13 protein-coding genes and 2 pseudogenes are annotated in these 24,625 nt (G+C 68.2%); 9 read left to right on the top strand and 6 right to left on the bottom strand.

The window, feature by feature from the left end:
* Positions 1-913 precede the first annotated feature (913 nt).
* A pseudogene (locus tag ACFP3V_RS11790) lies at positions 914-1,549 on the top strand (site-specific integrase); the annotation flags it as partial.
* An 87-nt stretch (positions 1,550-1,636) separates the two neighbouring features.
* Here the strand turns inward: ACFP3V_RS11790 and ACFP3V_RS11785 are convergent.
* From ACFP3V_RS11785 to ACFP3V_RS11775, 3 genes are all read right to left on the bottom strand, one after another.
* Positions 1,637-2,209, bottom strand: coding sequence for a suppressor of fused domain protein (locus tag ACFP3V_RS11785; RefSeq protein WP_380582774.1), 573 nt, complete (start codon positions 2,207-2,209; stop codon positions 1,637-1,639).
* A gap of 634 nt (positions 2,210-2,843) precedes the next feature.
* Complete coding sequence (locus tag ACFP3V_RS11780; RefSeq protein WP_380582772.1) at positions 2,844-3,086, bottom strand: DUF7848 domain-containing protein; 243 nt, start codon at positions 3,084-3,086, stop codon at positions 2,844-2,846.
* Positions 3,083-3,262 carry a hypothetical protein gene (locus ACFP3V_RS11775; RefSeq protein ID WP_380582770.1) on the bottom strand — a complete coding sequence of 60 codons (180 nt, stop codon included), beginning with the start codon at positions 3,260-3,262 and terminating at the stop codon, positions 3,083-3,085. Before ACFP3V_RS11775 ends, ACFP3V_RS11780 begins: the two co-directional genes overlap by 4 nt.
* A 104-nt stretch (positions 3,263-3,366) precedes the next feature.
* On the opposite strand from ACFP3V_RS11775, the gene ACFP3V_RS11770 reads away from it, so the two are divergent.
* Positions 3,367-4,569, top strand: a complete 1,203-nt coding sequence (locus ACFP3V_RS11770) for a helix-turn-helix transcriptional regulator (protein ID WP_380582768.1) — start codon at positions 3,367-3,369, stop codon at positions 4,567-4,569.
* Between the two features lie 601 nt (positions 4,570-5,170).
* On the opposite strand, the gene ACFP3V_RS11765 is transcribed toward ACFP3V_RS11770, so the two are convergent.
* Positions 5,171-5,842, bottom strand: a complete 672-nt coding sequence (locus ACFP3V_RS11765) for a GntR family transcriptional regulator (RefSeq protein WP_380582766.1) — start codon at positions 5,840-5,842, stop codon at positions 5,171-5,173.
* A gap of 206 nt (positions 5,843-6,048) precedes the next feature.
* Here ACFP3V_RS11765 and ACFP3V_RS11760 point away from each other — a divergent pair, with 206 nt between their 5' ends.
* The 6 genes and pseudogenes from ACFP3V_RS11760 (at position 6,049) to ACFP3V_RS11735 (ending at position 10,757) form a co-directional block, all read left to right on the top strand.
* The gene (locus tag ACFP3V_RS11760; RefSeq protein WP_380582764.1) at positions 6,049-6,378 is read left to right on the top strand and encodes an SCO3933 family regulatory protein; all 330 of its coding nucleotides are present in this window, start codon (positions 6,049-6,051) and stop codon (positions 6,376-6,378) included.
* Positions 6,378-7,031 carry a hypothetical protein gene (locus ACFP3V_RS11755; RefSeq protein WP_380582762.1) on the top strand — a complete coding sequence of 218 codons (654 nt, stop codon included), beginning with the start codon at positions 6,378-6,380 and terminating at the stop codon, positions 7,029-7,031. The genes ACFP3V_RS11760 and ACFP3V_RS11755 overlap by 1 nt, the downstream gene beginning before the upstream one ends.
* Positions 7,028-7,711 carry an FtsK/SpoIIIE domain-containing protein gene (locus ACFP3V_RS11750; RefSeq protein ID WP_380582760.1) on the top strand — a complete coding sequence of 228 codons (684 nt, stop codon included), beginning with the start codon at positions 7,028-7,030 and terminating at the stop codon, positions 7,709-7,711. Before ACFP3V_RS11755 ends, ACFP3V_RS11750 begins: the two co-directional genes overlap by 4 nt.
* A 171-nt stretch (positions 7,712-7,882) precedes the next feature.
* Positions 7,883-9,283 (top strand): replication initiator, encoded by a 1,401-nt coding sequence (locus ACFP3V_RS11745; RefSeq protein WP_380582758.1) that lies wholly within the window; start codon positions 7,883-7,885, stop codon positions 9,281-9,283.
* Between the two features lie 25 nt (positions 9,284-9,308).
* Complete coding sequence (locus ACFP3V_RS11740; RefSeq protein ID WP_380582879.1) at positions 9,309-9,458, top strand: helix-turn-helix domain-containing protein; 150 nt, start codon at positions 9,309-9,311, stop codon at positions 9,456-9,458.
* A pseudogene (locus ACFP3V_RS11735) lies at positions 9,458-10,757 on the top strand (tyrosine-type recombinase/integrase). Before ACFP3V_RS11740 ends, ACFP3V_RS11735 begins: the two are co-directional and overlap by 1 nt.
* 101 nt (positions 10,758-10,858) lie before the next feature.
* On the opposite strand, the gene ACFP3V_RS11730 reads toward ACFP3V_RS11735, so the two are convergent.
* Positions 10,859-11,197, bottom strand: a complete 339-nt coding sequence (locus ACFP3V_RS11730) for a hypothetical protein (RefSeq protein ID WP_380582756.1) — start codon at positions 11,195-11,197, stop codon at positions 10,859-10,861.
* A gap of 94 nt (positions 11,198-11,291) precedes the next feature.
* Positions 11,292-19,286 carry a polymorphic toxin-type HINT domain-containing protein gene (locus tag ACFP3V_RS11725; protein WP_380582754.1) on the bottom strand — a complete coding sequence of 2,665 codons (7,995 nt, stop codon included), beginning with the start codon at positions 19,284-19,286 and terminating at the stop codon, positions 11,292-11,294.
* A gap of 1,077 nt (positions 19,287-20,363) precedes the next feature.
* On the opposite strand from ACFP3V_RS11725, the gene ACFP3V_RS11720 reads away from it, so the two are divergent.
* Positions 20,364-24,521, top strand: a complete 4,158-nt coding sequence (locus tag ACFP3V_RS11720; protein WP_380582752.1) for a LamG-like jellyroll fold domain-containing protein — start codon at positions 20,364-20,366, stop codon at positions 24,519-24,521.
* Positions 24,522-24,625: the final 104 nt, after the last annotated feature.

Genomic DNA, 24,625 nt, shown 5'->3' with positions numbered 1-24,625 from the left:
GACATGTCGGAATCGGGCCGCGAGATCGCGTTTTAGGAGGTGAGGGCCCTTCTCCGCCGCCTCCCGATGCCGCCGACCCGCCCGCCGAAGGATTCGAATTTCTGTCCACGCGTTTGGATCCGCCCCAAGATCCCGTTTCTTCAGGTGCGCGCCCTCCTCCCCTGCCCTGTCGTGCTTCCGCCCTGCCCACGAGCGCACCTACCCGCCCCTGCTCTCCCGCTGTAGCGCGTACCGACCACCGCGTCCCACCACCGGCCTGCGACTCCACCAGCGTGGACAAAGCCGCAGGCCACGAGCTTGTACGACTTTCCCGAAGCGTCTTGCCTTCCATGTGGAGGCAGAGCGAACCTCGACGACCACCGGCCGAGCTCCCTCGTCTGTCTCGGCCTCCCCGTGCCCTCAACTCCCTTGCGAAGGAGTCCTGTCATGGCGTCCGTGTTCATCCGCGTCGCGACCTACCTCATGGTCACCGCGCCCGTGGTGAAGCTGCGCAACCCCGAGACCGGCGAGATCGCCAAGCACCGCGAGACCGGCCAGACCCTGTTCACCGTCTCCGTCGTCGAGACCGTCGACGGCCGCGCCCAGGTCCTCAAGGTCACCCTCCCCGAAGCTGGCCTTCCGAAGAACCTCACGGTCGGCCAGGCCGTGCGCCCGCTCAACCTGACCGCCACCCCGTGGGCCCGCCTCTCAACACCGACCAGCTCTCCGAGGGCGTCCTCTACCGCGCCGACGCCCTGGAGGCCCTCAAGTGACGGGCCCGCACAACCCGCCCAACGACGGCACCGAAGCCGGTGCCTCCGCCGCTTTCGGCAGCGTCGATCCACAGTCGTCGCAGGCCCTGCATCGGGCACTCGCGGCCCGCACCTACCCGCTCCCCGACCCGGGCGAGGACTCCAGGTTCTGCTACCGGGAACACCCCCTGCACGCGGTCATCCACACCGCCCTGACCACCGGCCTGCGACGCGGCGAGCTCCTCGCCCTCACCTGGAACGACATCAACCTCGACACCGGAACCGCCGTCATCCGCCGCACACTGCAACGCGCCACCGGCAGCGGCCTGGTGCTGCTCCCGACGAAGAGCGAGCACTCCGACCGACGCATCCCCCTGCCCGCTGCCACGGTCCAGGTCCTGCGCGAGCACCGGGAGAGGCAGGAGGCTGACTTCCAGGCTGCCGGACGGATCTGGGCGCCGGAGGGCTACGTGTTCACCGCCCCCGGCAGCACGCTGCCGATCGAACCCAGCACCCTCAACCGGCGCTTCGCCACCCTCCTCCGCCAGGCCGGGCTGCGCCGCATCCGCTTTCACGACCTGAGGCACTCGACCGCGACCCTGCTGCTCGACCAGGGCGTCGAACTCGTCGTGATCAAGGAGCTCCTCGGCCACGCCCACATCGGCGTCACCGCCACCGTCTACGCCCACGTCCGACTCCGCATCCAACGCGACGCCATCAACCGCCTCAGCACCGCCCTCGCCGGCACGACGGCCGAGACCGCGACCAATCAGCACGAACGCGAAGACCCACCCGGAAATGGGATCATGAACCCCTGAAACTGCTGTCACCAACAGCTGTCAAACGATCAAGTGGCCCCATCGGATCCAATTCCGACGGGGCCTCTCGGTCCATTCGTGGCTCAATTACACGTCGAGGCGAATCTCGTTCCGCTTCAGATCCAGCAAATCCGGATCCTGCTCGGCGAGCTTAGACTCAAAAGCCGCCCACCCGAACTCTGCCACAAAGGCAGCCTCAGACTTTCCTATTGGAACCATCCAGACCATCACAGCCCGGTTTCCCGACTCTAGATCAGCTGCCGCGAATGCATCATCGTAATAGACCGGGATGGCCGCATAAAATGCCTCAAGGGAACTTCCGGGCACTATCACACCCCGGGGACCGATGACATCTCCCCGCAGAACGGCCTCACTGCGTTCAAGCAAGCCCATGGCGAGCTGGTGAATGAGGGCAGGAAAAACCCCGGAGGCACTTTCAGAGCGGACCGACAGGAGCAACTCCTGGTGGATTCCGCGGCCCGAAGTGCGGGATGCCAGGGCGTGCTTACTGAGCCCAATCGTGGCATAGGTCACGACGCCTGGAAGTACGCCGCCCTGGAAACGTCCGATCTGAAATGGCATGGGGTTGGACTCCGGGTCGACTGACCAGCCCTCAACCAGTCGCCCGAGTCGGCTCTCCATGTGCTCAATGAGGTTCACGTGCTAACCAAATCTCGAATCGTCGTTACCGCCCCCGCGATTGCAGGGTATGCACTCAAGGCCGGTGCCCTCTTGATAATTGTCGAGCACTTCCGCGCGAGAGACGCCGGGATCAAACTGCCGATTGGTCCATGAGGGGTTATGGCTGACATCCCAGTCACGCGTTACGTCTGGCGTTCGTGGCGCAACCATTACCTCCCCTGCACAGTTTGGCCCCTGCGTCGGGCACAAGCGTCCGCCATTGGGCCCAACCTCTGCATTATCCCAGGCGTTATCCTCCGTGGCAACACGGAAGCCGCCGCGGCTTGTAGTCTGCCCGGTCTCATTCGTGCCGCGCAGCATTCCATCGCTATCCAACTGCCCAGCCTGAAGGCGATTGGGATCTGGTGCATATTGTCCCGCTCCCGGCTGCCCTGCCGGAATGCGGCATCGCTCGTTCGTGTTGTGGACCAAGATCGGGACGCCGCCCGCCACAACATAGTACGTGTGCTACGCGGCCCCTCTCTTCCTGCTGCTTCGCAGGTCAGCGGCGGTTTGACGTTCCGTCGGAGTGCGCGGTGGTGCGCTGGCGTGCGTGGGTGTTGCCGTCACCACTGCCGTCAGAGGTATAGACCACTGGCCGAGCCTCGCCCCGTCAGAGGAACTGTCCTGGCTCGGCCGTAGCGTAGTCGGTGACGATTCGGCGGTAGCAGTGGTGGCCGGTCTCAGCGGCGTGCTTGGCGATCAGCGCGGTGACATCGTCGGCGCGGGTGCGCTCACCGCTGGTCCACCAGCAGGCTTCCTCGTCGGTGACGCAGGCCGCTTCCTGGACGGGCGTGGCGGTGGTGTCGGTGCGGACGTGGTACTCGCGGAAGCGCATCCGCAGGCGGGGGCTCACGCGGCCTGTCCGTGCTCGGCCTGGCGGTGGCGGTTGCGCATGACGCGCACGTCGGTGAGGCGGGACATGTCGCCGCTGAGCAGGGCGGCGCGTGCTTGCTCACGGAGTCTGCTGCACTCCTGGCACGCCGGGGCGGGGTGCTCCCAGAGGTCCGATAGTTCGTGTTCCTGGTCCATCTCCCATTCCCTCCTTCGCCCAGCTCTGCTGATCAAGCGTCGCGTTGGCGTGAACCTTTCGGAGTAGCCAGCGTGTCTGCCTGGGTGTCTGCCAAGCTGGCGGGGTGCGGGAGACGGTCGGGGAGTTGGTGCGGCGGCTTCGGCTGGCGCGTGGCTGGAGTCAGCAGCGGCTGGCCGACCTGCTGGCGGTGGCTGCCCCTGGGCGGGTGCCGCCGACGCGGAACGACGTGTCGCGGTGGGAGATCGGCACGCGGTCGCCTCGGGAGTGGCTGCCCTATCTTGCGCAGGTGTTGGAGGTGCCGCGTGAGCTGCTGGAGGCTGCGAAGGCTGTCCAGCTCCCGGCTCCGGAGCCGCGGGTGCTCACGGTGGCCGACTTCTTGCCGGACAGCGATCCGCTCGCTCCGCTGGCGACGCGTGCCGGCCGCCAGATCGGGGCCGGGCAGGTGGTGGACTTGGCCAACCGGGTGCACGGGCTGCGGCTAGCCGATGACGTGGTCTACGGCAAGGATCTGATCGGCTCGGCCCTGCGGGAGCTGCGGGCAGCGGTGAAGCTCTACCGCGAGGGCACTCACACCGAGGACGTGGGGCGGGAACTGCTGCGGGTGATCGGGGAGTTGGCGCAGATCTGCGGGTGGATCGCCTCGGACGCCGGGCAGCACGGGGAGGCGGAGCGGATCTACCGGCTCGGGATGAGCGCGGCGCATGCGGCCGGGGACGGTGTGCTGGCGGGGAACGTGGCGGGCTCGCTGGCCTACCAGTGGAGCAACACCGGCCATACGGCCGAGGCGGTGGAGCTGGCCCAGGCGGCGCTGGAGGATGCCGGACCGGATGCTCCGGCGAAGGCGCGTGCGCTCTACCTGGACCGCGTCGCGTGGGCGCACACTCGCGCTGGGAATGACCGAACGGCGATGACGGCGCTCGGTCAGGCCGGGGAAGCCCTGGCCCAGGACTCCCCCGGCGCGGAGTCTCCGACGTACCTGTACTGGGTGGACGCCGGGGAGTTGCAGGTGATGGAGGCCCGCGTCTACACCGAGCTGCGCCGGCCGCTACGCGCGGTCCCGCTGCTGTCGGACGTGCTGTCACCCTACGACGCCAGCCATGCCCGCGAGTTGGCGCTGTACCTGTCGTGGCTGGCCGTGGCCTATGCGGACGCGAACGAGCCCGAGGCCGCCGCGCAGACCACGGCCCGGATGCTCACACTCGCCGACGGCGGCAGCGAGCGGACCTCCGAGCGCGCCCGCGTCGTCCTGCACCGCCTGGAAGCCTTCCGGGACGTGCCCGAGGTCGCCGAGCTCCTGGCCTCGTGACGGCGCGCCGCCACCTTCGGGGGACCATTCCGGTCGGGCTCCCCGATAGCTGCCGAGAACTGGGGCGGGCGGGTTCGGTCAAGCCCGCGCGAACGGTCCGGCACCGGCGAGCGGAGCGGTAAGGCGCGGGCTTGAAGGGTTCCGTCCGGCCCGGATCATCGGGCGGCGGGGAGCCCGGCCGTACGGCGCTCGGCCATCGTCCCTGACGCCCCGCCCTTGGTGCTGCTGCGGGCGTCTCCAGCGGTGTCGGACTGTGCTTCGTCGTGGCAGCGTCCTGGCGTGGCTGCCCCGCTGGGGCGCCGCTGTGCTCGTCGGCTGTGCTCCGATGGTGCGTCAGCAGGGTTGGCGCGGGGCCTGTCTCTCGCTTCTGCTTTCTGCGCGGCCTGGGCCGGGGTCGGTTAGCGGGCGGCAGCGTAGCGGCCGGGTCCGGCCCGGCCGCGCGCGACCCGCGTCAGCGGGTCGCCTTGATCTCGTAGAGAAAGTTTGGACGCACACCACCACAACCCCCGCCGGACGAGATCTTGAACCGCTCCGGTCGCACCCACAGCGCCGGGATACAGCCCCAGGCTGCGCGCGGCTCTGCTGCGCCGGGAACGGGCCGTCAGCTGGTCTTGCGGCGGCTGGTCTTCGGCGTGCTGCCGCTGGCTTCCAGGTGCTCGACGCGTTCGCGCAGTTCGGCGATCTGCTCCAGCGCGCCGTTGAGTGCGTCTTCCAGGGCGTTGACCCTGGCTGGGTAGTCGGTCTGCTCGGCGGCCTCTGCCTGGATGCGGGCGTGCTGGGCGAGGCGGGCGGCCATCTCAGGATCGTCCGCGCTCGTCACGGTGTAGACCGCGGTCTCTCCGATCTCGCTGACCCAGTGCTCGGCGGCCAGTTCCCGCAGCGCGGTGTAGACGAGGCTAGCCCCGGTCTTCAGCTGCGCGGCGAGGTTGCCGCCGGAGGGGAGCTGGCTGCCGGGCGGGTAGATGCCGACGAGGATGTGCTCCTTGAGGTCCGCGACCGTGCGGCGGACCACATCCTCCTGGCTCTGGCCGGCCTGCTGCGGGGAGGCGTGGGAGACGAACGCTCCCTTACCGGGCCGGGAGACGGCCCAGCCGCCATCGCGGAGCAGGGACATGGCCTTCTGCACGGTCAGGCTGGACGCCCCGTACTGCTTCATGAGCTGGCTCTGCGAGGGCAGGGCCGCTCCCGGCGGCAGCGCGTTGTCGCGGATCTGCTGCTTGAGGTCTTCGGCGATGCGCTCGTAGTTGAGCAGGGTGCCGTCGGGCTGCGACACGGCTCCACCTCCGTTCTCTGGGGCTGTCCCGCCCCGTCCTCCGGGGCTGCTCCGGTCAGGGTATCGGTGGCGTGGATGGGGTGGAAACCGATGAGATAGGGATGAGGTTGGATGCGGATGGATGGGGTGTGCTACTGTTCCGGAACCTGATCACCCCGACGGGGCGGCCAGGACCCTCCATCCCCTCTTTCTCATCTGGAGTCGTCATGCGTTCCCTCCCGATCGACACCACCGCCATGCACGCGATGCTCGGCACCCTGCGCCCGAAGGTGAAGGACTTCGCCACCGGCGAGATCGCCACCGACAAGGAGACCGGCACCCCGCTGGTCGTCGCCGACGTCATGGTCGTCATGGACGGCCGCGCCGAGATGCTGCAGGTCACCGTCCCGGAGACGGGCGTCTCCAAGGGCATCAAGCCCGGCGCGGCCATAGCCTTCACCGGGCTGACCGCCTCCCCGTGGGAGAACAACTTCAACGGGCAGCAGCGGCACGGCATCGCGTTCCGCGCCGCCGCCCTGACCGCGAAGGCCGCCTGATGACCGGCCTCAACTCCCTCCCGACCGGGGCAGCCGCGCTCTGGTGGCTGCTCATCCCCCTGGCGGTCGTGCTCGTTGGGCGGCTGCTGTTCCTGGTGGTGCGCTGGCTGCGGGCCGACGCGGAGACCCGGATCAGCCTGCGGCAGGCCCGCCGCATCCGCCGCACCTGGCGCAGGCTCGCCCCGATGGCCGACCTCGCGGTCAAGGACACGACCCCGACGACCCTGGAGCAGTTGCGGTCCGACGGCACACCGGTCCCGGCGAAGGTCCGCATCCCGCGCATCACCACCCGCGCCGATCGGTTCGGGGTCACTGTCACCGCGAATACGCTGCCCCGCGTGGGCTTGGAGGCGTGGCAGGATGCGCGCGATGACCTGTGCAACGGATGGGGCATGCTCCGGGTCAAGGTGACTCAGCCCAAGCCCGGCACGATCACCGCTCGCGGGTTCCGCCGCGAACCCCTCGACTCCCTGCTCCCCTCACCGCTGCTGCGGGAGGGCGGCAGCCCGGCGGTTTCGCCGGGTGGACTGTCCTGTCGTGATGACGTGCTGATCGGCTGGGACGAGGACGGCGCTCCTGTGCACGTCAACCTCGCCGCCGGGGCGCACGGGCTGATCGCCGGGTCACGCGCTCCGGTAAGTCGATCACCGTGAAAACCCTGCTCGCCTCCGCGTCGCTGATGCGGGACGTGCGCCTGGTGGTGATCGACCCCAACCTCGCCGCCGCCGCTCCCTGGTGGCGCACCGCCCACCGCGTCTGCTCGGCCACGCATCCGGACGAGGCGTCGGAGGTGCTGGCCGAGGTGCGCGAGGAGATGCGCCGCCGGGAGGCCCTGTTCTGGTCGGCGCGCACGGACCGGATCACCGCGTTCAGCGAGGACGTGCCGCTGTGGCTGGTGGTGATCGACGAGGTCGCCAATTACACCCGGCACTCCGACCGCAAGGCCCGTGAGCGGTTCGAGGCCGAGCTGCTGGCCATCGCCAGCCAGGGCGCGAAGTTCGGCATCCGGCTGTGGCTGCTCACGCAGAAGCCGTCGGCCGAGGTGCTGTCCACCGCGATGCGCACCAACCTGTCTGCCCGGATCTGCCACCGCGTGGACACCGTCGAGGACTTCCTGCACCTGTTCCCCGACGGCCGGGAGCTGGAGGTCAGCGCCGCCGACCGGGAACTCCCCGCCGGTGTCGCGGTCACCGCGATCGGCGCCATGCGCACCCCGGTCCGGATGCGGTCCCTGTATCTGCCCACCGAAGCCTGCTGGCGCATCAGCGAAACCCTCGTCCGCGCCGGTCAGCAGGTGCGGGAGCTGCCCGCGGGCCTGGGCGAGGCCGCCTGATGCGCGCCCACGCGCTGATGACGCGGCGAAGAAGACCCGCCGGGCCTCTCGCCCGCCCGACGCAGCTCATCCCCGGCAGGGGCAGCCGCCGCTCGTCCTGCCCCTGCCGGGCCCCACCCTCCCCCGCCGACGGCACCCCTCGTGTGCCGTCCGCCGAAAGGCCATGCCCGCATGCCCGCAACACCCCAGAACCAGCCCAACTCCCTTCCGGATCTCTTCGCCGCTCCGCTCCGCCCTGGCGATCTGGAAGCCGTCGCTTCGCTCGGGCAGCTCCCCGGCCTGGTCCGCCAGCTGTCAACGCTCGGCGGCTGCTCCCGCCCAGTACGCCTCGACGGCCAGTCCACCGAGGTCGATGAGGCCACCGGCTTGATCCTGCGCCACCTCGACTCCGCGCAGATGCCCGCCGGCACCCTGCTGGTCCGCTGCGGCAACCGCCGCGCCACCCGCTGCCGCTCCTGCGCCGAGGTCTACCGGCACGACACCTACCAGCTCATCGCCGCTGGACTGCGCGGCGGCAAGACCGTCGCCGAGAGTGTCGCCACGCACCCGCGCGTCTTCGCAACCCTCACCGCGCCCTCCTTCGGCCCCGTCCACAACCGCCCTGGCATCGGAGGACAGGACGGAGGTCGGTGCCGCTGCGGGCGCGCCCACGCCGAGGACGATCCGCTGCTCGGCTCCCCGCTGGACCCCGCCCGCTACGACTACCGGGGTGCAGTCCTGTGGAACGCCCACGCCCCCGCCCTATGGGCACGCTTCATGCTCCACCTCCGACGTGCCGTCGCCCGCGCCGCCGGACTCCCCCAACGGACGCTTTCGACCGCCGTGAAGGTGTCCTACGCCAAGGTCGCCGAGTACCAGCGGCGCGGCCTGGTCCACTTCCACGCCGTCATCCGCCTCGACGGCCCCGACGGCCACACCACCACCCCGCCCGCCTGGGCTTCGACCGACGTCCTCACCGACGCCATCCGCACCGCCGACCGGCAGGCCCGCGTCACCGGCCCCGAACTCGACAGCCACCGTGGCGAGTTCGCCTTCGGCACTCAGACCGACGTGCGCCCGATCCGCAGCAGCGACTTCACCGGGGAAGGTCCGGTGACCGAGCGGGCCGTGGCCGGCTACGTCGCCAAGTACGCCACCAAAGGAGCCGAGAGCGCCACCGGCACCCTCGACCGGCGACTCCGGCTGATCGGCGAACTCCAGGCATTCGACATACCCCCTCACGCCGAACGCATGATCCGCACCTGCTGGACCCTCGGAGCCCGCCCGGAACTCGCCGACCTCAAGCTCCGCGCCTGGGCGCACATGCTCGGCTTCAAGGGCCACTTCTCCACCAAGACCCGCCGCTACTCCACCACGCTCGCCGAACTGCGCCAGGCCCGCGCCGACTGTCAACGCGCCCGCAGCGTTCCCCCGGCGAACAGCCTCGCCGACACCTCGACACTCGTGCTCGCGCACTGGGTCTTCTCCGGCATCGGCCTCACCCCCGAACTCGCCCGCCTCGCCGCCGCCCTCAACCCGCCCGGCCCTCGACCGGACGCCGCCGAAGAAGGGGCGGGGGCAGCCCGTGGCTGACGAACTCCTCACCGTGCCCGAGGTCATGGCCCGGCTCAAGATCAGCCGCACGGCCGTCTACGACCTCATCCGCACCCGGCAGCTCGCCTCCATCACCCTCGGCCGCGCCCGCCGCATCCCCGCCCACGCGCTCGCCGACCTCATCACCACCCGACTCGAACAGGAAGCCGCCTGATGACCACGCCCAACCCCTCGCGTCGCGTCCGTGCCAACGGTGACGGAACCGTCTACCAACGCAAGGACGGCCGCTGGGAAGCCGCCGGCTACGTTCTGGCCCCCGGCGGCACCCGCAAGCGCGTCCGCGTCTACGGCACCACCCGTGCGGAGGCGCTGGCCAAGCTGACCGAGAAGATCGCCGCCAGCAACCGCGGCGTCCCCGTCGTCACCGCGCAGGGCAGTCTGGCCGCGTTCCTGACGTACTGGCTGGAGAACGTCGCCGTCCACCAGCTCCGCGAGATCACCCACACCCGCTACACCGCCGTCGTGCACCAGTACCTGATACCGGGCCTGGGCCGGAAGAAGCTCGCCAAGCTCACCGCCAAGGACGTCCGCACCTGGCTCAACGACCTGCGGACCGTCTGCCAGTGCTGTGCACGCGGCATTGACGCCGGGCGCGATCCGAAGGCGCAGGCCAGCCGCCGCCCCCGCTGCTGCGCGCTCGGCCGCTGCTGCCACGCTCGCGTACATCCACTCCGTGCTCAAGTCCGCCTTGGAGCACGCCGTCCGCGAGGAAGAGATCCCACGCAACGTCGCCCGCAACGTCCGCACCGGCACACCCCGACCCCGCCGCTTCAACCCCCTCACCGCAGACGAGGCCCGGCAGTTCCTCGCCGCCGCCCAGAGTCACCGGCTCGCCGCGCTGTTCGAACTCGCCCTGCGCACCGGCCTGCGCAAGGGCGAACTCCTCGGCCTGCGCTGGGAAGACCTCGACCTCGACGGCGGCACGGCAAGCATCCGCCGGACCCTCCAGCGCACCCGCAGCAGCGGCCTGGCCGGTCTGCCGACCAAGACCATCAGCTCCGAGCGCCGTATCGCCCTGCCGGCATCCCGCGTCACCTCGCTGCGCGCCCACCACGAGCGGCAAGCCGGGGAACGGGACCAGGCCGGCGCGGAGTGGCAGCGCAGCGGCTACGTCTTCACCCGCCCGGACGGGCACCCGATCGAGCCCGCCACTCTCACTCGCCACTTCAACGCCCTGCTGCGCGACGCGCAGCTGCGGCCGATCCGATTCCACGATCTTCGGCATTCAACCGCGACGCTCCTCCTGGAGCATGGCGTCGAGCTCGTCGTCATCAAGGAGCTGTTGGGTCATGTCCACATCGGGGTGACCGCCACGGTGTACGCACACGTCCGCCTCCGCCTCCAGCGCCAGGCCATCGACCTCCTCGGCCACGCTCTCGGCAACCTCGGCCAGCCCTCTCCCGAGCCCGACGACGGCAACGATCCATCGGTTGGTGCAACACCCGTCCGCTGACGTTGCCGTCAACTACTGCCGTCAAGCACTCGCTCAGCACGCCACAGCGGCCCCGCCGGAAGAATTCCGGCGGGGCCGCTGCCCATTCCAGATCTATCCGATCAGGGAATAACGGCTTCTGCTTGGGGGTCGTAGCAAACGAGGCCGTGCTTGCGCGCCAGAGCAGCGAGAGCTGTTGCCATCACTTGCTGCCTGGACCACGAAATACTCGCAACCACGAAAGCATCACTGAAATAGAGTGGGCTCATCCAGGGAGAACTGTCCGCATTCTCCTCAGTGAGATCCGGGAATACCTTGACGAGATCTGCCAGGAACTCGGAAACGGCCACACTAGGGCTAGCGACAGACGGCTCCTGATTGAGAATTGCCCTGTACGTTTCAAGGGCGCTGGAACCGTCGACCGGATCCTCTGAATACCAGAACGCGAGATCAAAGCTCACCAGAAAACTCCCATCGAACATCAAGCACCCAAGGGTAGGCCAGCATAGAGCACGAGCAGGCCAGGCCTCCAGCCTGGCCTGCTCGCGCCCTCCGTCACCCAGCTGGGGGCCGGTCCTGCGGCACCCAGGCGTCAAAGACACCATGAAGTTCGTACTGGCCATTCAGAGTAACGGCGGTATTGCCTGGCGTATTGAGCCAGCCGTCAAAGAGCTCCTGATCAGGAGTGCGGCCAGCAGACGCACCCTTTGTTTCGATTCCGTACCAATTGCCGTCTATGTTTGCCAGGCCATCAAACTTCCGAAGCTTAAATCCAGGAACCCGCACACTCGTCTCCTGGCGCACCACCGTGACACCTTCAGTCTGAAGGTGATCCCATACGGTCTCCTCATTATTGGCGCCGGGCTGGACACCAGTTGTACCGGCATAATGGCCGTTCGCATCGCGAATGGACCCGTCGGGGTGAAGGAACGTGCCATTACCGAGGTCGACCTTGCAACTTTCGCCGTCGGTGTTATGCACCAAGATCGGCGTGCCGCCCGCCACAACATAGTACGTGTGGAGCTCTTGGACCGTGAGGTTCCATCGGTCCGCCGTGCCGGGCGTTGCTTTGATCTTGACGACGGCTGGGTGTCGTCGGTTGGTGCTCGCCAGGTGATGGCCTGGCTTCAGGTGGTCTGCGCGCTGCCAGACGTGGAGCGTGTCGTCCCAGAAGGGGTGGTTTGCGGTTGTATGGATGGTCGACGAGTGGCCGTTGCCATCGGAGATGGTGACGTCCAGCAGGTCAGTGTCGTGATTGATCCATACGTGCTGGACGGTGCGGCTGCCTTTGACCTTTCCGGTGTTTGGGTCGGCAGCTTCGACCTTGTCTCCGGGGCGGATCTTTCCGATGGCTTTGGTGGTGCCGTTGCCCATGAGCACGGGCGTGTCAGGTGAGAAGCTGCACCGTCCGCCGCTCAGCAGTTTTCCAACTGCGGCCAGCGCCTTTTGTGCCAGTGGTGTTTTGGAAAGAAGCTTCGCTCCGGTTTTCAGGAGTTTCCCGACCCCCGCCAGGGCAAGGGATCCCGCGACATTCAGGGCTAGCGACTCTGCGCCTTGCTCCGGGTTTTCAACGATCGAGGCTACGAGGCATGCCCCTTGAACGATTCCGGATGGAATTGCACAATATATATCCATTGCCTGTTGCAGTCGCCCTGCCAGGAGCGTTGCGCCGTCGGTGACTGCCCGCAGATAGTCTTCTCTCTCGTGTGCTGACGGGTTGAGAATTTGGGATGACTGGTACAGCGCATAGCAGGCGGAGGGAGTCATGTCGCACTCGTTCTCCACAGTCCATACTGTGAAGTTCTGCCCGCAGGTCAGGTCACACGAGGGGTCGATGGCACACATGTGCGGGTCGCAGCCCGGTGCCTTCTTGTTGGAGTCGTCCTTGTGGGCCACCGGACCGGTGGTGTGCTCGCCCTGTGCTTCGCCGGTTTGGTGGGGTGCGCAGTAGCCGTCATCCATGGCGTAGCAGAGGCCATTTGGATCGCTGCCGGAACTGGGGTTGTCGGCGGCGTAGGTGTAGCCGCCCATTTGGTTGGGGTCGCCGGCTTCGAAGAGGGGGTCGGGGGTGAGGAAGCGGCCGAGGCTGGGGTCGTAGGTGCGGGCTCCGAGAAGGTTGAGGCCGCTGGTGGTGTCGGTGGGCTTGTTGAGGAAGCCGTGGTTGTCAGGCCAGGTGGTTGGGGTGCTGCCGCGGGGGTTGCCGTAGGGGTCGAAGGCGCGGCGGTTGATGGTGGGGGTGCTGGTGGTGGAGCTGATCGTGGTGACGGCGGTGTTCTGGGCGTTGGGGAGTTGGTAGACGACGGTGCCGCCGGGGGTTGCCCCTCCGGAGGAGCGGGCGATGATGGTGCCGTCGGGACCGGTGTAGAAGCGTTGGCCGGTGACGCCGGTGCCGATCTTGGTGAGTTGCTCGGTGCCGCCGAAGAGGTAGAGGACGGTGGTTCCGCCGGTGGTTTCTTCGAGGAGGTTGCCGTCGGCGTCGTAGAGGTAGCTGCTGGTGTGGGTTGTGGTGCCGTCGGGGGTGGTGAGGGTGGCGGTGCGGCCTTCGGCGTCGTAGGTGACGGTCTGGGTTTGGCCGGGCAGGACCGCGTTGCCGGTGGCGGTGGGGGTGAAGGTCTGGCCGCCGGCGCCGCAGGTCCAGATGATCTGCTTGCCGGCGCCGGGGACGTTGTTGGCTGAGGGGTCGGCCAGGCATTTGCCGGTGCTGGTGTTGACGAGGGTGTGGTTGGCGGCGGTGCGCCATACCTGGCTCGTAGCTCCGCTGCAGGTGTTGATGACGACGTTGGTGCCGCTCAGGTCCATGCAGAGGTTGTTGATGCGGACGGTGCCGTCGGTGCCGATGGTGAAGTTCTGGCCGCCGGCGCCGCAGTTCCACAGGATGAGCTGGGTGCCTGCGGTGGTGGAGTTGCTGGGGTCGGCCAGGCAGAGGCTGCCACCGGTGCTGGTGGTGACGCCGGAGGTGATGGGGCCGGTGGTGGTGGCGGCGCGGCTGGTGGTGTTGCCGGCGTTGACGCCGCTGGTGTTGACGCTCTTGTCGAGGTAGCCGTATGTCTCGGTCGCGGTGCCCTGGCTGGGGTTGCTGCTGGTGGCGGTGGTGGCCTGGTTCGGCAGGGTGGCGGCCTTGGTGGCGTCGGTACCCGGGTAGGTGATGGTCTGGGTGGTGGTGTTGGCGGGGTTGCCGGCGGGGTCGTGCTGGATGGCGGTGGTGCGGTCGCCGAGGAGGTTGTAGGTGTAGTCCTGCCAGTAGGGGGCGGGGCCGCCGACGGTGTTGGTCCGGGGGGCGGTGGCGGTGGCGGTGGCGGTGGGGGTGGTGCTGAGGCAGGTGCCGGTGCCGCCGACTCCGATGGTGCTCAGGCCCTTGGTGTCGCTCCATGCGGTGATGAGGCGTTGGAGGGAGTCGTAGGTGTAGCACTGGGTGTCGGTGCCGGTGATGGCTCCGCCGGAGGACTGGGCGTCGGAGACGGCGGTGATCTCGCCGGCCTGGTTGTAGCGGTAGTTGATGTTGTCGAGCTGGCTGGTGGAGCTTGCTTGCCAGTTGTCTTGGGTGTTGGTCAGGCGGCCGGTGGCGGGGTCGTAGGCGTTGCTGGTGACTAGTTGCAGGCCGTAGACGCCGTAGGTGCTGCGCATTTCCTGTCCGAATGCGCTGTAGATGGTGTTGTCGTCGTAGGCGCCGCTGATCTGGCTGCCGTCGGTGTTCGTCAGGGTGCTGCCGTAGGACATGAGCAGGCCCTGGAGGTCGTACTGGTAGCCGATCTGCTCGGGGAGCAGGCCGCCGTCGGCTCCGTAGTCGGTGCCGAGGAGAAGGCCGGTGTTGGGGTAGTAGCTGGCGTCGGTTTCGTAGGTGACGGTGCCGGGGGCCGGGGTGGTGCCGGGGGGCGCGGGGAAGCCGTCGGTGGCGGGGATGGTGGTGCGGGTCCCCATCGGCTGGTAGTCAGTGTTGTAGGCGGTGATCTGCTGGGTGTAGCTGCTGGTGGTGGTGCCGTTGTGGACGTAGCGGGTGGACGAGCTGGGGTAGCCAAGGGTGTTGGCGTTCGGGTTGGCGGAGTCCGCGGTGCTGGGGGTTTGGTCGTAGGCCCAGGAGGCGAGGAGGTTGCTGGTGGACTTGGTGGAGCTCTGGGTCAGGTCGTATTCGGCGGTGCGGCGGTTGTCCCAGTCGTAGGTGTAGCCGAGCTTGTGGCCGCGGGCGTCGGTGGTCTGCAGCAGGTTGCCGACGAGGTCGTAACTGTCGAAGGTGGTGGTGCCGGCGTCCGGGTCGGTCTGCTTCTGGAGGTGGCCGAGAAGGTCGTACTGGTAGGTCCACTGGTTGCCGGCGGTGTCGGTGACGGTGGAGACCTGTCCGGCGGGGGTGTAGGTGTACGTGGTGGTGGAGTCGGCCTCGCTGGCCTGTCCGGTGGTGCTGGATTGCCACAGCTGGGTGCCGCTGCCGGTGGCGATGGTCAGGTTCGCGTCGTTCTGGAGCTTGAGGACCGAGCCGGTCGTGGTGGTAAGGCCGGTGGACCACAGCTGGGTGCCGCTGCTGCTGAAGACGGCGAGGTTGCCGTCGGTGCCGAAGACGGCGTACGCGCCGGCGGATGTGGTGTTGGTGTGCCACAGCTGCTTGCCGCTGGCCAGGCTGGTCAGGGCGAGGTCGCCGCTGGCAAGCATGCTCAGCCGGACGGAGCCGGACATCAGAGAGGTCCCGGAGGGGATGACGGTGCCGGCGCTCAGGGTGACCTGGGGGTTGGTGTTGAGAACAGTGGAGCTGGTGGTCTGGCCGAGCGCGTTGATGATCTTCTTGGTGCTGGGGCCACCCGCGGGGGCGGTGCTGTCGATCTCGTCGGCGCCCGGGTAGGCGGTGCTGGAGCTCCACTGGGGTGCGCCCATGGAGTAGAGGGTGTTGGCCAGCGCGCGGCCGTGGCCGTCGTACGTGGTGACGGTCTCTGAGGGGATCTGGCTCTCGGTCATCACCTGCGCGACGGTGGCGGTCGGCAGGGAGTTGGCGTCGTAGTAGGTCCCGTAGGTGCGCTCCGCCCAGCCGTGGCTGTCGTAGAAGGTGTCGCTGATCAGGCGTCCGGCGGAGTTGTCTGCGGTGAGGGTCTGGGTCTGCCGCTCTTGGAGCATGCCGTCGTAGAAGGTGACGCTCGGTGCGTAGGAGCCGTCTTCGCGCAGGGTCTGGGTGGTGACGGAGCTCGGTGCGCCGGTGACGGTGGTGGCCACGTTGGGGCCGACGGTGACGGTGGCGCCTGGGTCGATGGAGTAGCTGAAGGTCCGGTCGGCGCTCTGGGTGCTCTTGTCGCGTCCGGGGAGCCAGACGGCGGTGCGGCGGCCCATCGCGTCGTAGGTGATGTCGGTGATGCGGTGGTTCGCGTCCTTGCTCTCGATCGTCAGGCCGCGCAGCGGGTCGAGGTAGGAGGTGGTGCTCCAGCCCTGGGAGTTGGTGGAGGTGACCTTGGTGGCGTTGGTGTTGCCGCCTGCGGTGGACCAGGCGGGGGTGTAGGAGGTGGTGGTGGGCAGGCCGGTGGTCTTGGCACCGGTGGGGTCCGGGTTCAGCGTCTGGGTAACTCGTCCGGCGCCGTCGTAGGTCATGGTGGCGGTGGTTTGCCAGGCGGTGGCGGTGCCGTTGTTCTGGGCGGTGGCGATCTGGACGCCCGTGACTTGGCCGGTGGCGCTGAGCTGACCGAAGGCGCCAAGTGTTGCGAGGGTGCCGTCTCCTGTGTAGTAGAGCTTTTTCGCCGACAGCAGGGTGGGTGTGCTGCCGCCGCACGGGCCGGTGACAGTGGTGATCTGGTCCGCGTAGGTGAGCATCATGGCGTTGGCGGACGGCGCGCTGGCGTAGCTGGTGGTGGCGCACTGCTCCTGGGCCGTGGGGGTGCCCACGTCCGCGAGGGTGTCGAGGGTGGAGATGCGGCCGAGGGTGTCGTAGCTGGTGGTGCTCTGGTTCTCGCGCCAGCCCTTGTTGTGCGCGAGGAGGGAGTAGGTGCGGGTGGTGGTGGCGGTGGTGCGGCGGGCGGTCAGCGGCGGCAGGGTGGACGGGGTGGGGGCGCTGCCGGTGTAGTCGGTGCTGTTCCAGTCGGTCCAGGGGGTCTGGGTGGCGCTCGCGGTCTGGGTGGTGGTGACGCTGGGGGTAGTGGTTTTGGCGTCGATGGTGCCGTTGGCCGCGGTGTAGGTGTCGGTTTCCAGCGCGAGGCCGGCGAGCCAGTTGCTGTCGACAACGGCGTCGCCCGTGCTGTCGGAGACGGTGATCTGGCGGGTGGTGCCGTTGGCCCGGTAGTCGCCGTCCATGCCCTGCAGGTAGGTCGTGGTCGTCTGGGTGACCGGGTCAGGTGTGGTGCCGGTGGTGATGGTTACGGTGCGGTAGCCGCGGAACTGATCCCAGGTGCGGTACAGGTCGTCGGTCTGCGGGGAGTCGTCACGGTGCCAGGCGGGTCCGCTGTACGTGTAGCGGGTTTCCTGGTCGGGGGAGCCGGAGAAGCCGAGGTAACCGGTACGGCCGGAGGTGTCCGCCTTGATGCCGGTCAGGTCGGAGCGCGTGACCGTCTCGACGCGGGTCTTGTTGAACCAGTCCGCGGTGGGGAACCGTGCGCCGGGTGATGTCCAATAGACCTGGTAGCAGGACATGGTGTCGCTGTCCGCGGACGCAGGCAGCGTGCCGTTGGTGATTGAGCAGTCCGCGTCGTAGTAGGTGACGGAGATGAATTCGCCGGTCTCGGTGACGATGCCGGCGATCCGGGGCCGGTACAGGGGCGCGTTGGGGCTCCCGTCGACGCGGTTGTTGATCTCGGTGCCGATGAAGGTGACGGGGTTGAGCGTGATCGGGGTGCTGCCGCCGTCGTAGGAGTCGGTCTGGGCTGTGTGCTTGATGGTCTGCAGCCACATCACGGCCTGGAGGGCGCCCGCGTCCTTGGGGTCCACGGTGGTGCCGACCACGGGGTCGATCGTGCCGCCGGCGTCGGAGTAGATCTGCCCCAGGGTGTAGGTGTCGACCGCGACGAGGTCCTTGTCCGTCCCGGCGGGCTGCTCGATGACGTGGACCTTGGTGGTCACGGAGTCCAGACGGGTGGTGGTCCAGAACGTAGGCGATGAGGTAATGCATACGCCTGCGGGGACGGTGGTGGCCCCGGCGGGCAGGGTGGTCGAGTCGCCCTGGTTGCAGTTGAGGTCGTAGGGGACGTCCGGCCAGTGCGTGGCGTTGGACGTGGAGATGGCCTGGGTGCAGTCGAAGTCGGAGGTGGTCTGGCAGCGCTGCTTCGAAGTGAAGACCACCGCCGCGGCAGGCGTCCGGCCGGCCTGCTCGTCCGCGAGCTGGTAGCCGTAGGAGATCTGGGTGAGGGTGCCGCCGCGGGTGTACTTGGTCAGCGTTCCCGAGCCGTTGGTTGCGGCTGCCTGGCCACCGCCCAGGTCGTACCAGTTGGACTCAGTGGTGTAGTCGTAGCGCTCGACGAACCCGGTGGGCGAGACGATGAAGTCGAGGTTCCAGCGCCAACCCTCCGGCTGAGCGCACTTGGACGCGGTGCCGTTGGCGGAGGAGTAGCAGGGGTCGCCGGAGACGGGGTGCAGGACCGGGACGCCCCAGGCGGAGTTCGTGGCCGTGTCACTGGGAGTTCCGGACTGCGGGCTGGAGTTGATGGCGGTGGTGGCGGGCGCGTGGTTGGAGCCGAAGTAGGCGGCCGAGCCGTCGGTCGTCAAGACGCGGTAGTAGAGGCCTTGGTAGAGGCCGTTCTGGGCGCCGGACAGTTCCTGGACGATGGTGCCGTCGTCGTTCTGCAGCTTCCACTGGGCGACGATCCCGGGGACGCTTTGGTCGGCGGTGACCGGGATGAGGACGCCGGCGTGGGAGCCGAAGGACAAGGTGGCGTTGTCGCCGCCCCAGCACTCGTCCCCGGATCCCTTCAGGAGACGCTGGCCGCTGCCGTCGAGGAGGCTGTTGCAGGAGCGGTAGCTGCGCTCCACGAACCCGGGCTGGTAGTTCCAGCCGTCACCGATCCAGGAGGCCTGCGAGTTGCGGGCCGAGGTTTCCCCATCCACCGACTGCGAGTCGTAGGAGAAGGTCACGTCGGGGACGCTGCCGCCGACGGCTGTGGGCATGTTGATCGGATACGAGTAGGTGAACGCGCCGCTCGCCGAGGCCTGCCACGTTGCGGCCGGGTTCAAGGACGTGGCTGTGTAGTTGCCCTGGGAGCCGGTGGAGCCGGAGCTGATCCCCACCACGGTCATCGACCCGGTGGTGTCCATCGGTGCAAGTGCGGCCGAACGTTCCAGTGAGCGCGACGGGGCAGCGTCGGAGCGCACGCCGAGGGTGGCGACCAACTGGTGTGCCCCGGCCCGGTTGGTGAAGCTCAGCGGCGTCCGCATCCGGCAGGCGTTCACCTGAGGGGTTGTCAGGGCGCAGGCGGGAAGGGCGAACATCACCAGTCGCGAGCCGTATCCGCCGCCATAGGCACGTACCAGGCTCGCGTAGTCGACAACGACCTGCACCTGACCGTCGGTGCCGCCGTCCACCTGGCCCACGCTCAGGAGCATGGCGTTGGCGCCGGCGGCGACCGCCTGCTGATGTGAGGCCAGCTGCACCCGCACCCGGGAGGGCGTACGAGCTGTCAACGCCTTTGCGCCGCGGGACGCATGGACGGGGGCGACCCAGACCGGAAGCGAGCCGGCGCGCACCGGTCCCGTCACCGGCACCACCTGCGATGCCGATGACGAACTCGGCGACATCGATGACGCCGATGTGGAATGGACGACCGCGGTGCCCACCGGTCGACGGTTGGACGTTGAGGGCGACGCGGCGACCGCGCTGGATGGCGCCGACGCCGAAGGGGATGAACCGGGGGCGGCCACGGCGCGTGTCAGTGACACGGTGGCCGCTCCCGCAGCCGGCCACACCGCCGGGGACGGCGCATAGGGCGTGAGCTGTTTGCCGCTTCGGCCCAGCGACACGCGGGACGCACTGAGGTCATGCACAGCGACGCCCGGCGTCCGCGCCAACGGGAACGGCGACCACAACTTCCCGGTGTACTTGAAGTGTGGGATCTCCTGGGCCACGGCCACGGGCGCGATCAGCGCGCCCACCGTGACCGCAGCGACTGCCACGGTCACAGGCCGCTGCCAGATCCGGTGTCGGACGGCAGCAAACCAGCGCGCGCTCATGCGCCAAACCCCCTGGAATCAGACACAAGTGAGAAGCCGTCACCTGTACGTACGCGGCCAGGCGATGACCGTCGGATCTTATGGAGATCCTGTGATCGGGGCTATAGCCTGTCCGCTCCCTCCCCCCGGGGCGGGGCGTCCGTACACGGAGGTGATTCGTCCGATTCCGGGGGGAGCGAATCCGGACAGGTGCGCACATGTTGCGACCGCTGGAATCGACCGCTCGCGCACCTCAAACCCGCGAATGTGACGAAGGCAACATCCGTGATCCGAAACCTGTGACGAAGGCTGCACGTGACCACAACACCTGATCGGCGCGTTCGCTCGCGCCGCTTCCACCTGCGACGATGGCTCACCGTCCCGCTACTCACCTCGCTGCTGGCCGCATCCGGCGGGTGGCCTGCGCTCGCGGACACCGGGCCGGCCGACCCCGGCTCCATACCGCCCCCATCCAGTCCTGGCGCCATCCAGGCGGCACAGATCCAGGCAGAGTCCACGGGGCGGCCAGTGGACGTGCCGTCACTGGCCACCAGCACCGACACCGTCGTGGCCAATCCGGACGGATCACTGACCCGGACCACTCACGCACTCCCCGTCCGAACCCGCCAAAACGGTCAGTGGGTTGCCCTCGACGCCACCCTGACCCGGTCCAGCGACGGAACCGTCAGCCCCACCGCAGTCCCCAACACGGTGAAGCTCTCCGGCGGGGGCGGCGGGCCCTTCGCCGTCCTCGGGGACGGCTCCGGCCACCAGCTCAGCCTGAGCATGCCGTTCACCCTTCCTGCTCCCACCCTCGACGGCGACACCGCCGTCTACAGTGCGGTTCTGCCCGGGGTCGACCTCCAGGTCCAGGTCGACCAGCAGGGGGTCGTGCGCGAAGTCCTCGTGGTCCACGACGCCACAGCGGCCGCCAACCCCGCGTTGAAGGCCATCCACCTCGCCGTCGACGCCCCGAACCTGACCGTCTCCTCCACCACTGGAGGAGGGATGCTGGTCGCCACCCCCGACGGGACCCCGGTCTTCAGCAGCGCCGCTCCTCTCATGTGGGACTCCAGCGCGCCGACCACCACCACGGTCAAAACGGCTGCGCTGAGCCTCGACGCCGTCACCAGCGGGGGCACCGGCGACAGCATCAGCAGTGGCGGATCCTCAGCCGAGGGCCCCGGCCAGGGCGCCACAGTTGCGCCCGTGACCCTATCCGCCTCCGGCACCGGCCTCACGCTCACACCCGACCAGAGCCTGCTCACCGCCTCCGACACGGCCTTCCCGGTTTACATCGACCCGGCGACGGTCACCGATATGACTAAGAACTACACCCAGGTGTGGCAGGGCTGTCCCACCGCCAGTAGCGGCTGGAACACCGAGGAAGGAAACGGCACCGAGGCCGGCGAAGGCATCGGTTACATCCAACCCGGCTGGGGCAGCAACTGTGGTGCGGGAGCCGAAGAATCCTTCTACACCATGGACTTGAGCAAAATCCCGCACGGCTCCACCGTCACCGACGCCACGCTCACGCTCACCCAGACATACGGCGCCGACCACGGGTGCACGCAGTGGCCGGTCACTCTCACCGTGACCAACCCCATCTACCCGCCGCCGCCCGCCAGCAGCAACCCCACCACCTGGAACAACCGCCCCCAGGCCGCACCGGGCATCGCGGCGTTCAGCCAGAAGAAGTGGATGTACAGCGTCGACGCCACCACCTCGTGCGGGACGTCTGCCAGCAGCCAAATCACCTTCCAACTCGCCACGCAAGTGAACGCCGTGCAAGGCGGAACGTTGACCTTCGGGCTCACCGGCGACGAGAGCACCTCGTCCACCAACTACGGCCACATGCGCTTCGCAAACAACCCCTCGATTGCGACCAAGTACGACCTGCCCCCCGTCATCGACCCGAGCAGCGTCAACACCGATCCTCCCGCAGTCACCGTCAACTCCCAGGGCGCCGTGATCGCCGCATCCCCGGCGTGCAACACCGGCACCCCCGGCTGGATCGGCATGACCAGCGCCAACTACGGGGGCAGCACCATCTCCATGCTGTCCACAGCGACCTCACCCATCACCGACACAAAGATCGCCATCTGGTACAGCCTGCTCGACAAGATGGTCGACGACGGGACCGGGAATCCCAAGCAGGTCACCTACGGCCACGTCGACTACGCGCTCGCGCCGCGACAAGGCAGCATGGCGCTGACCACCACGGTGCAGGACGGTCACCAGTACAGCTGGAACACGCAAGCCTCCGACACGATCCTGTCCTCGAACACCGTCGCCAACTGCCGCTTCAACGTCGACACCACCCCTCCCGGCCCCGCCACCGTCAACAGCACCGACTTCCCGCCGTCGGGCAGCGGCATCACGCCGCTGACGTACGCCGGCCACGCAGGCACCTTCACCCTTACCGCGACCGACCCGGCACCCGACCCGTCGACGTGTACCCTGGCCGCGTGCCTGCCCGGCAGTGGCATCGCCGGCTTCCGCTGGTCCCTGGACCAGCCCATCCCAACCGTCGGAGCCCACTACATCGCCGCGACCAGCGGTCAGGCCACACTCACCGTGACACCCTCCATGTGGGGCGGTCACATCCTCTACGTCCAGGCCCTTGACCAGGCCGGCAACGCCCAGACGCTGCCGTCCAGCTACAGCTTCTATGCCCCGTGGGACCCCAACACCAAGGTCACCGCGGGCGACCTCACCAACGACGGCATCCCGGACATGCTCGCCACCGACACCACCGGCGACCTGATCCTGCTGGCCGGCAGCAGCGACCCCACCACCCAGCGCGCGGTCATCGCCTCCACGCCCAGTTCCAGCCCGGACCACACCAGCTGGAACAAGTACCTCGTCGCCCACCGCGGATCCCTCCAAAATGGCGGTGTCGACGACCTCTTCGCCTACAACCCGGGCCTGGACACGATGTACCGCTACACAAACGACGGCGAAAACGGCGGAACCTACGGCCACTTCACCCTCACGAGCGGTGCCTCCGCCATCGCGCGCCCCGCCTGCACGTCCGGGCGCTGCGCCAACTACAACAGCGACTGGTCCGGCGTCAAAGCCATGACCGCACCCGGCGACATCACCGGCGACACCACCTTCACCCGCGCCAACCTCATCACCAAGGAACTGGACGGCAGCGGGAGCCAGGAACTGTGGCTCTACCAGAACACCACCAAGGACCCTTTGACCAACCCCATCCTCCTCGGCACCGGCGACTGGTCCCACTTCGACCTCATCTCCCCCGGCGTCGTCGGCGGTGACCTCACCACCAATACCCCCGGCACACCCACCCTTTGGGCTCGGGACAACCAGTCCGGCCTCGTCTACACCTTCCCCCTCAAGGACGCCAACGGCAACGTCTCCCAGCTGACCGCTCCGACCGCCGCACCCCTGACCCTCGGCGTCACCACCACGAGCGGCGCGCGCCTGTGCGCAGCCGACCCGGCGGCAAGCACCACCAGCGGTGTCGCTGCCATCACCTGGACCTGCAATTCAGGCCCCGAGCAGGCCATGATCTTCCTCACCGACCACACCGTCCGCCTCTACAACGGACTGTGCCTGGACGCCGGCGCCACCACCAACGGCGCTGCCGTCGACTTCGCAACCTGCACCGGCGCCACCGACCAGCAGTGGACCCAGGGGCCCAGCGGCTCGCTGAAGAACACCGCCGCCGCGCTGTGCCTGGCCGACCCCAGTGGCAGCCAGACCCCCGGCGCAAAACTCATCCTGTGGACATGCGACAACGGCGCCGAACAGAACTGGGGAGCACTCACCGGCGGCAGCCTCCCCACCCCAGTCGCCACCGCGCCCACGCGGCTGCAGCCCGTCTTGACCACGGCTGCATACCCCACCGTGGCCTCCCCCGGCGACTACACCCAGCTCGGACAGCCCAACCTGTACGCCACCACCCCGAGCGGAGACATCGTCGCCTTCCCCGGCGCCACCCCCAACGGCACAACCGCCACCTTCGGCACCGCCTACACCCAAGGCAACTACAGCACCGCCACCCACCGCTGGCAGCTGAACGACGGAAACAACTCCACCTCTGCCACAGACTCGAACGGAAACGCGCCCGCCAGCCTCAACACCGGAGCCACCTGGACCACCGACGCCACCCGCGGCACCGTGCTCAGCCTCAACGGCACCACTAGTGCCCTCGCAACCGGCTCCGCGGTCGTCGACACCTCTCAGAGCTACAGCATCTCCGCCTGGGTGAAGCTCGCCTCCCTGCCCACCCACAACGCGACCGTCATCGCCCAATCCGGCACCAACGCCAGCCCCTTCTACCTCCAGTACAACTACGCCCACACCGGCAAGCCCGGCTGGGCATTCCAGTTCACCAGCGGGGACACCACCAATCCCAGCTTCGACGTCGCCTACGCCGCCGGAGCAAGCACCAGCTGGACCCACCTGGTCGCCGTCTACAACGCCACGACCAACACCGCCACCTTGTACATCAACGGCCACCAAGCGGCCAGCACCAACCCCACCAACGCCTGGAGTTCAACCGGACCAGCCACCATCGGCAATGCCCGCTATAACGCCGCGGCCTCCGACTTCCTCCCCGGACAGCTCAGCGACATCCACACCTACAACGTCGCCCTGAGCCCCACGGCCGCCACCACCCTCAACGACAACCCGCCCCCCATCAACCAGCTCAACTGACCAACCGGCCTGATTCGCCAGGATCCGGACAACGAACAACACTGCCGCTACGCGACCTGGGCTTCCGGGAGTGTCCGGATCTTTGTGGGTGGCCTGATGTCGGG

Source organism: Streptacidiphilus monticola (genome assembly GCF_042658505.1).
Classification (GTDB): Bacteria; Actinomycetota; Actinomycetes; order Streptomycetales; family Streptomycetaceae; genus Streptacidiphilus; species Streptacidiphilus monticola.
Note: the sequence above shows the minus strand (reverse complement) of the source record. Positions and strands in the feature narration are given on the sequence as shown.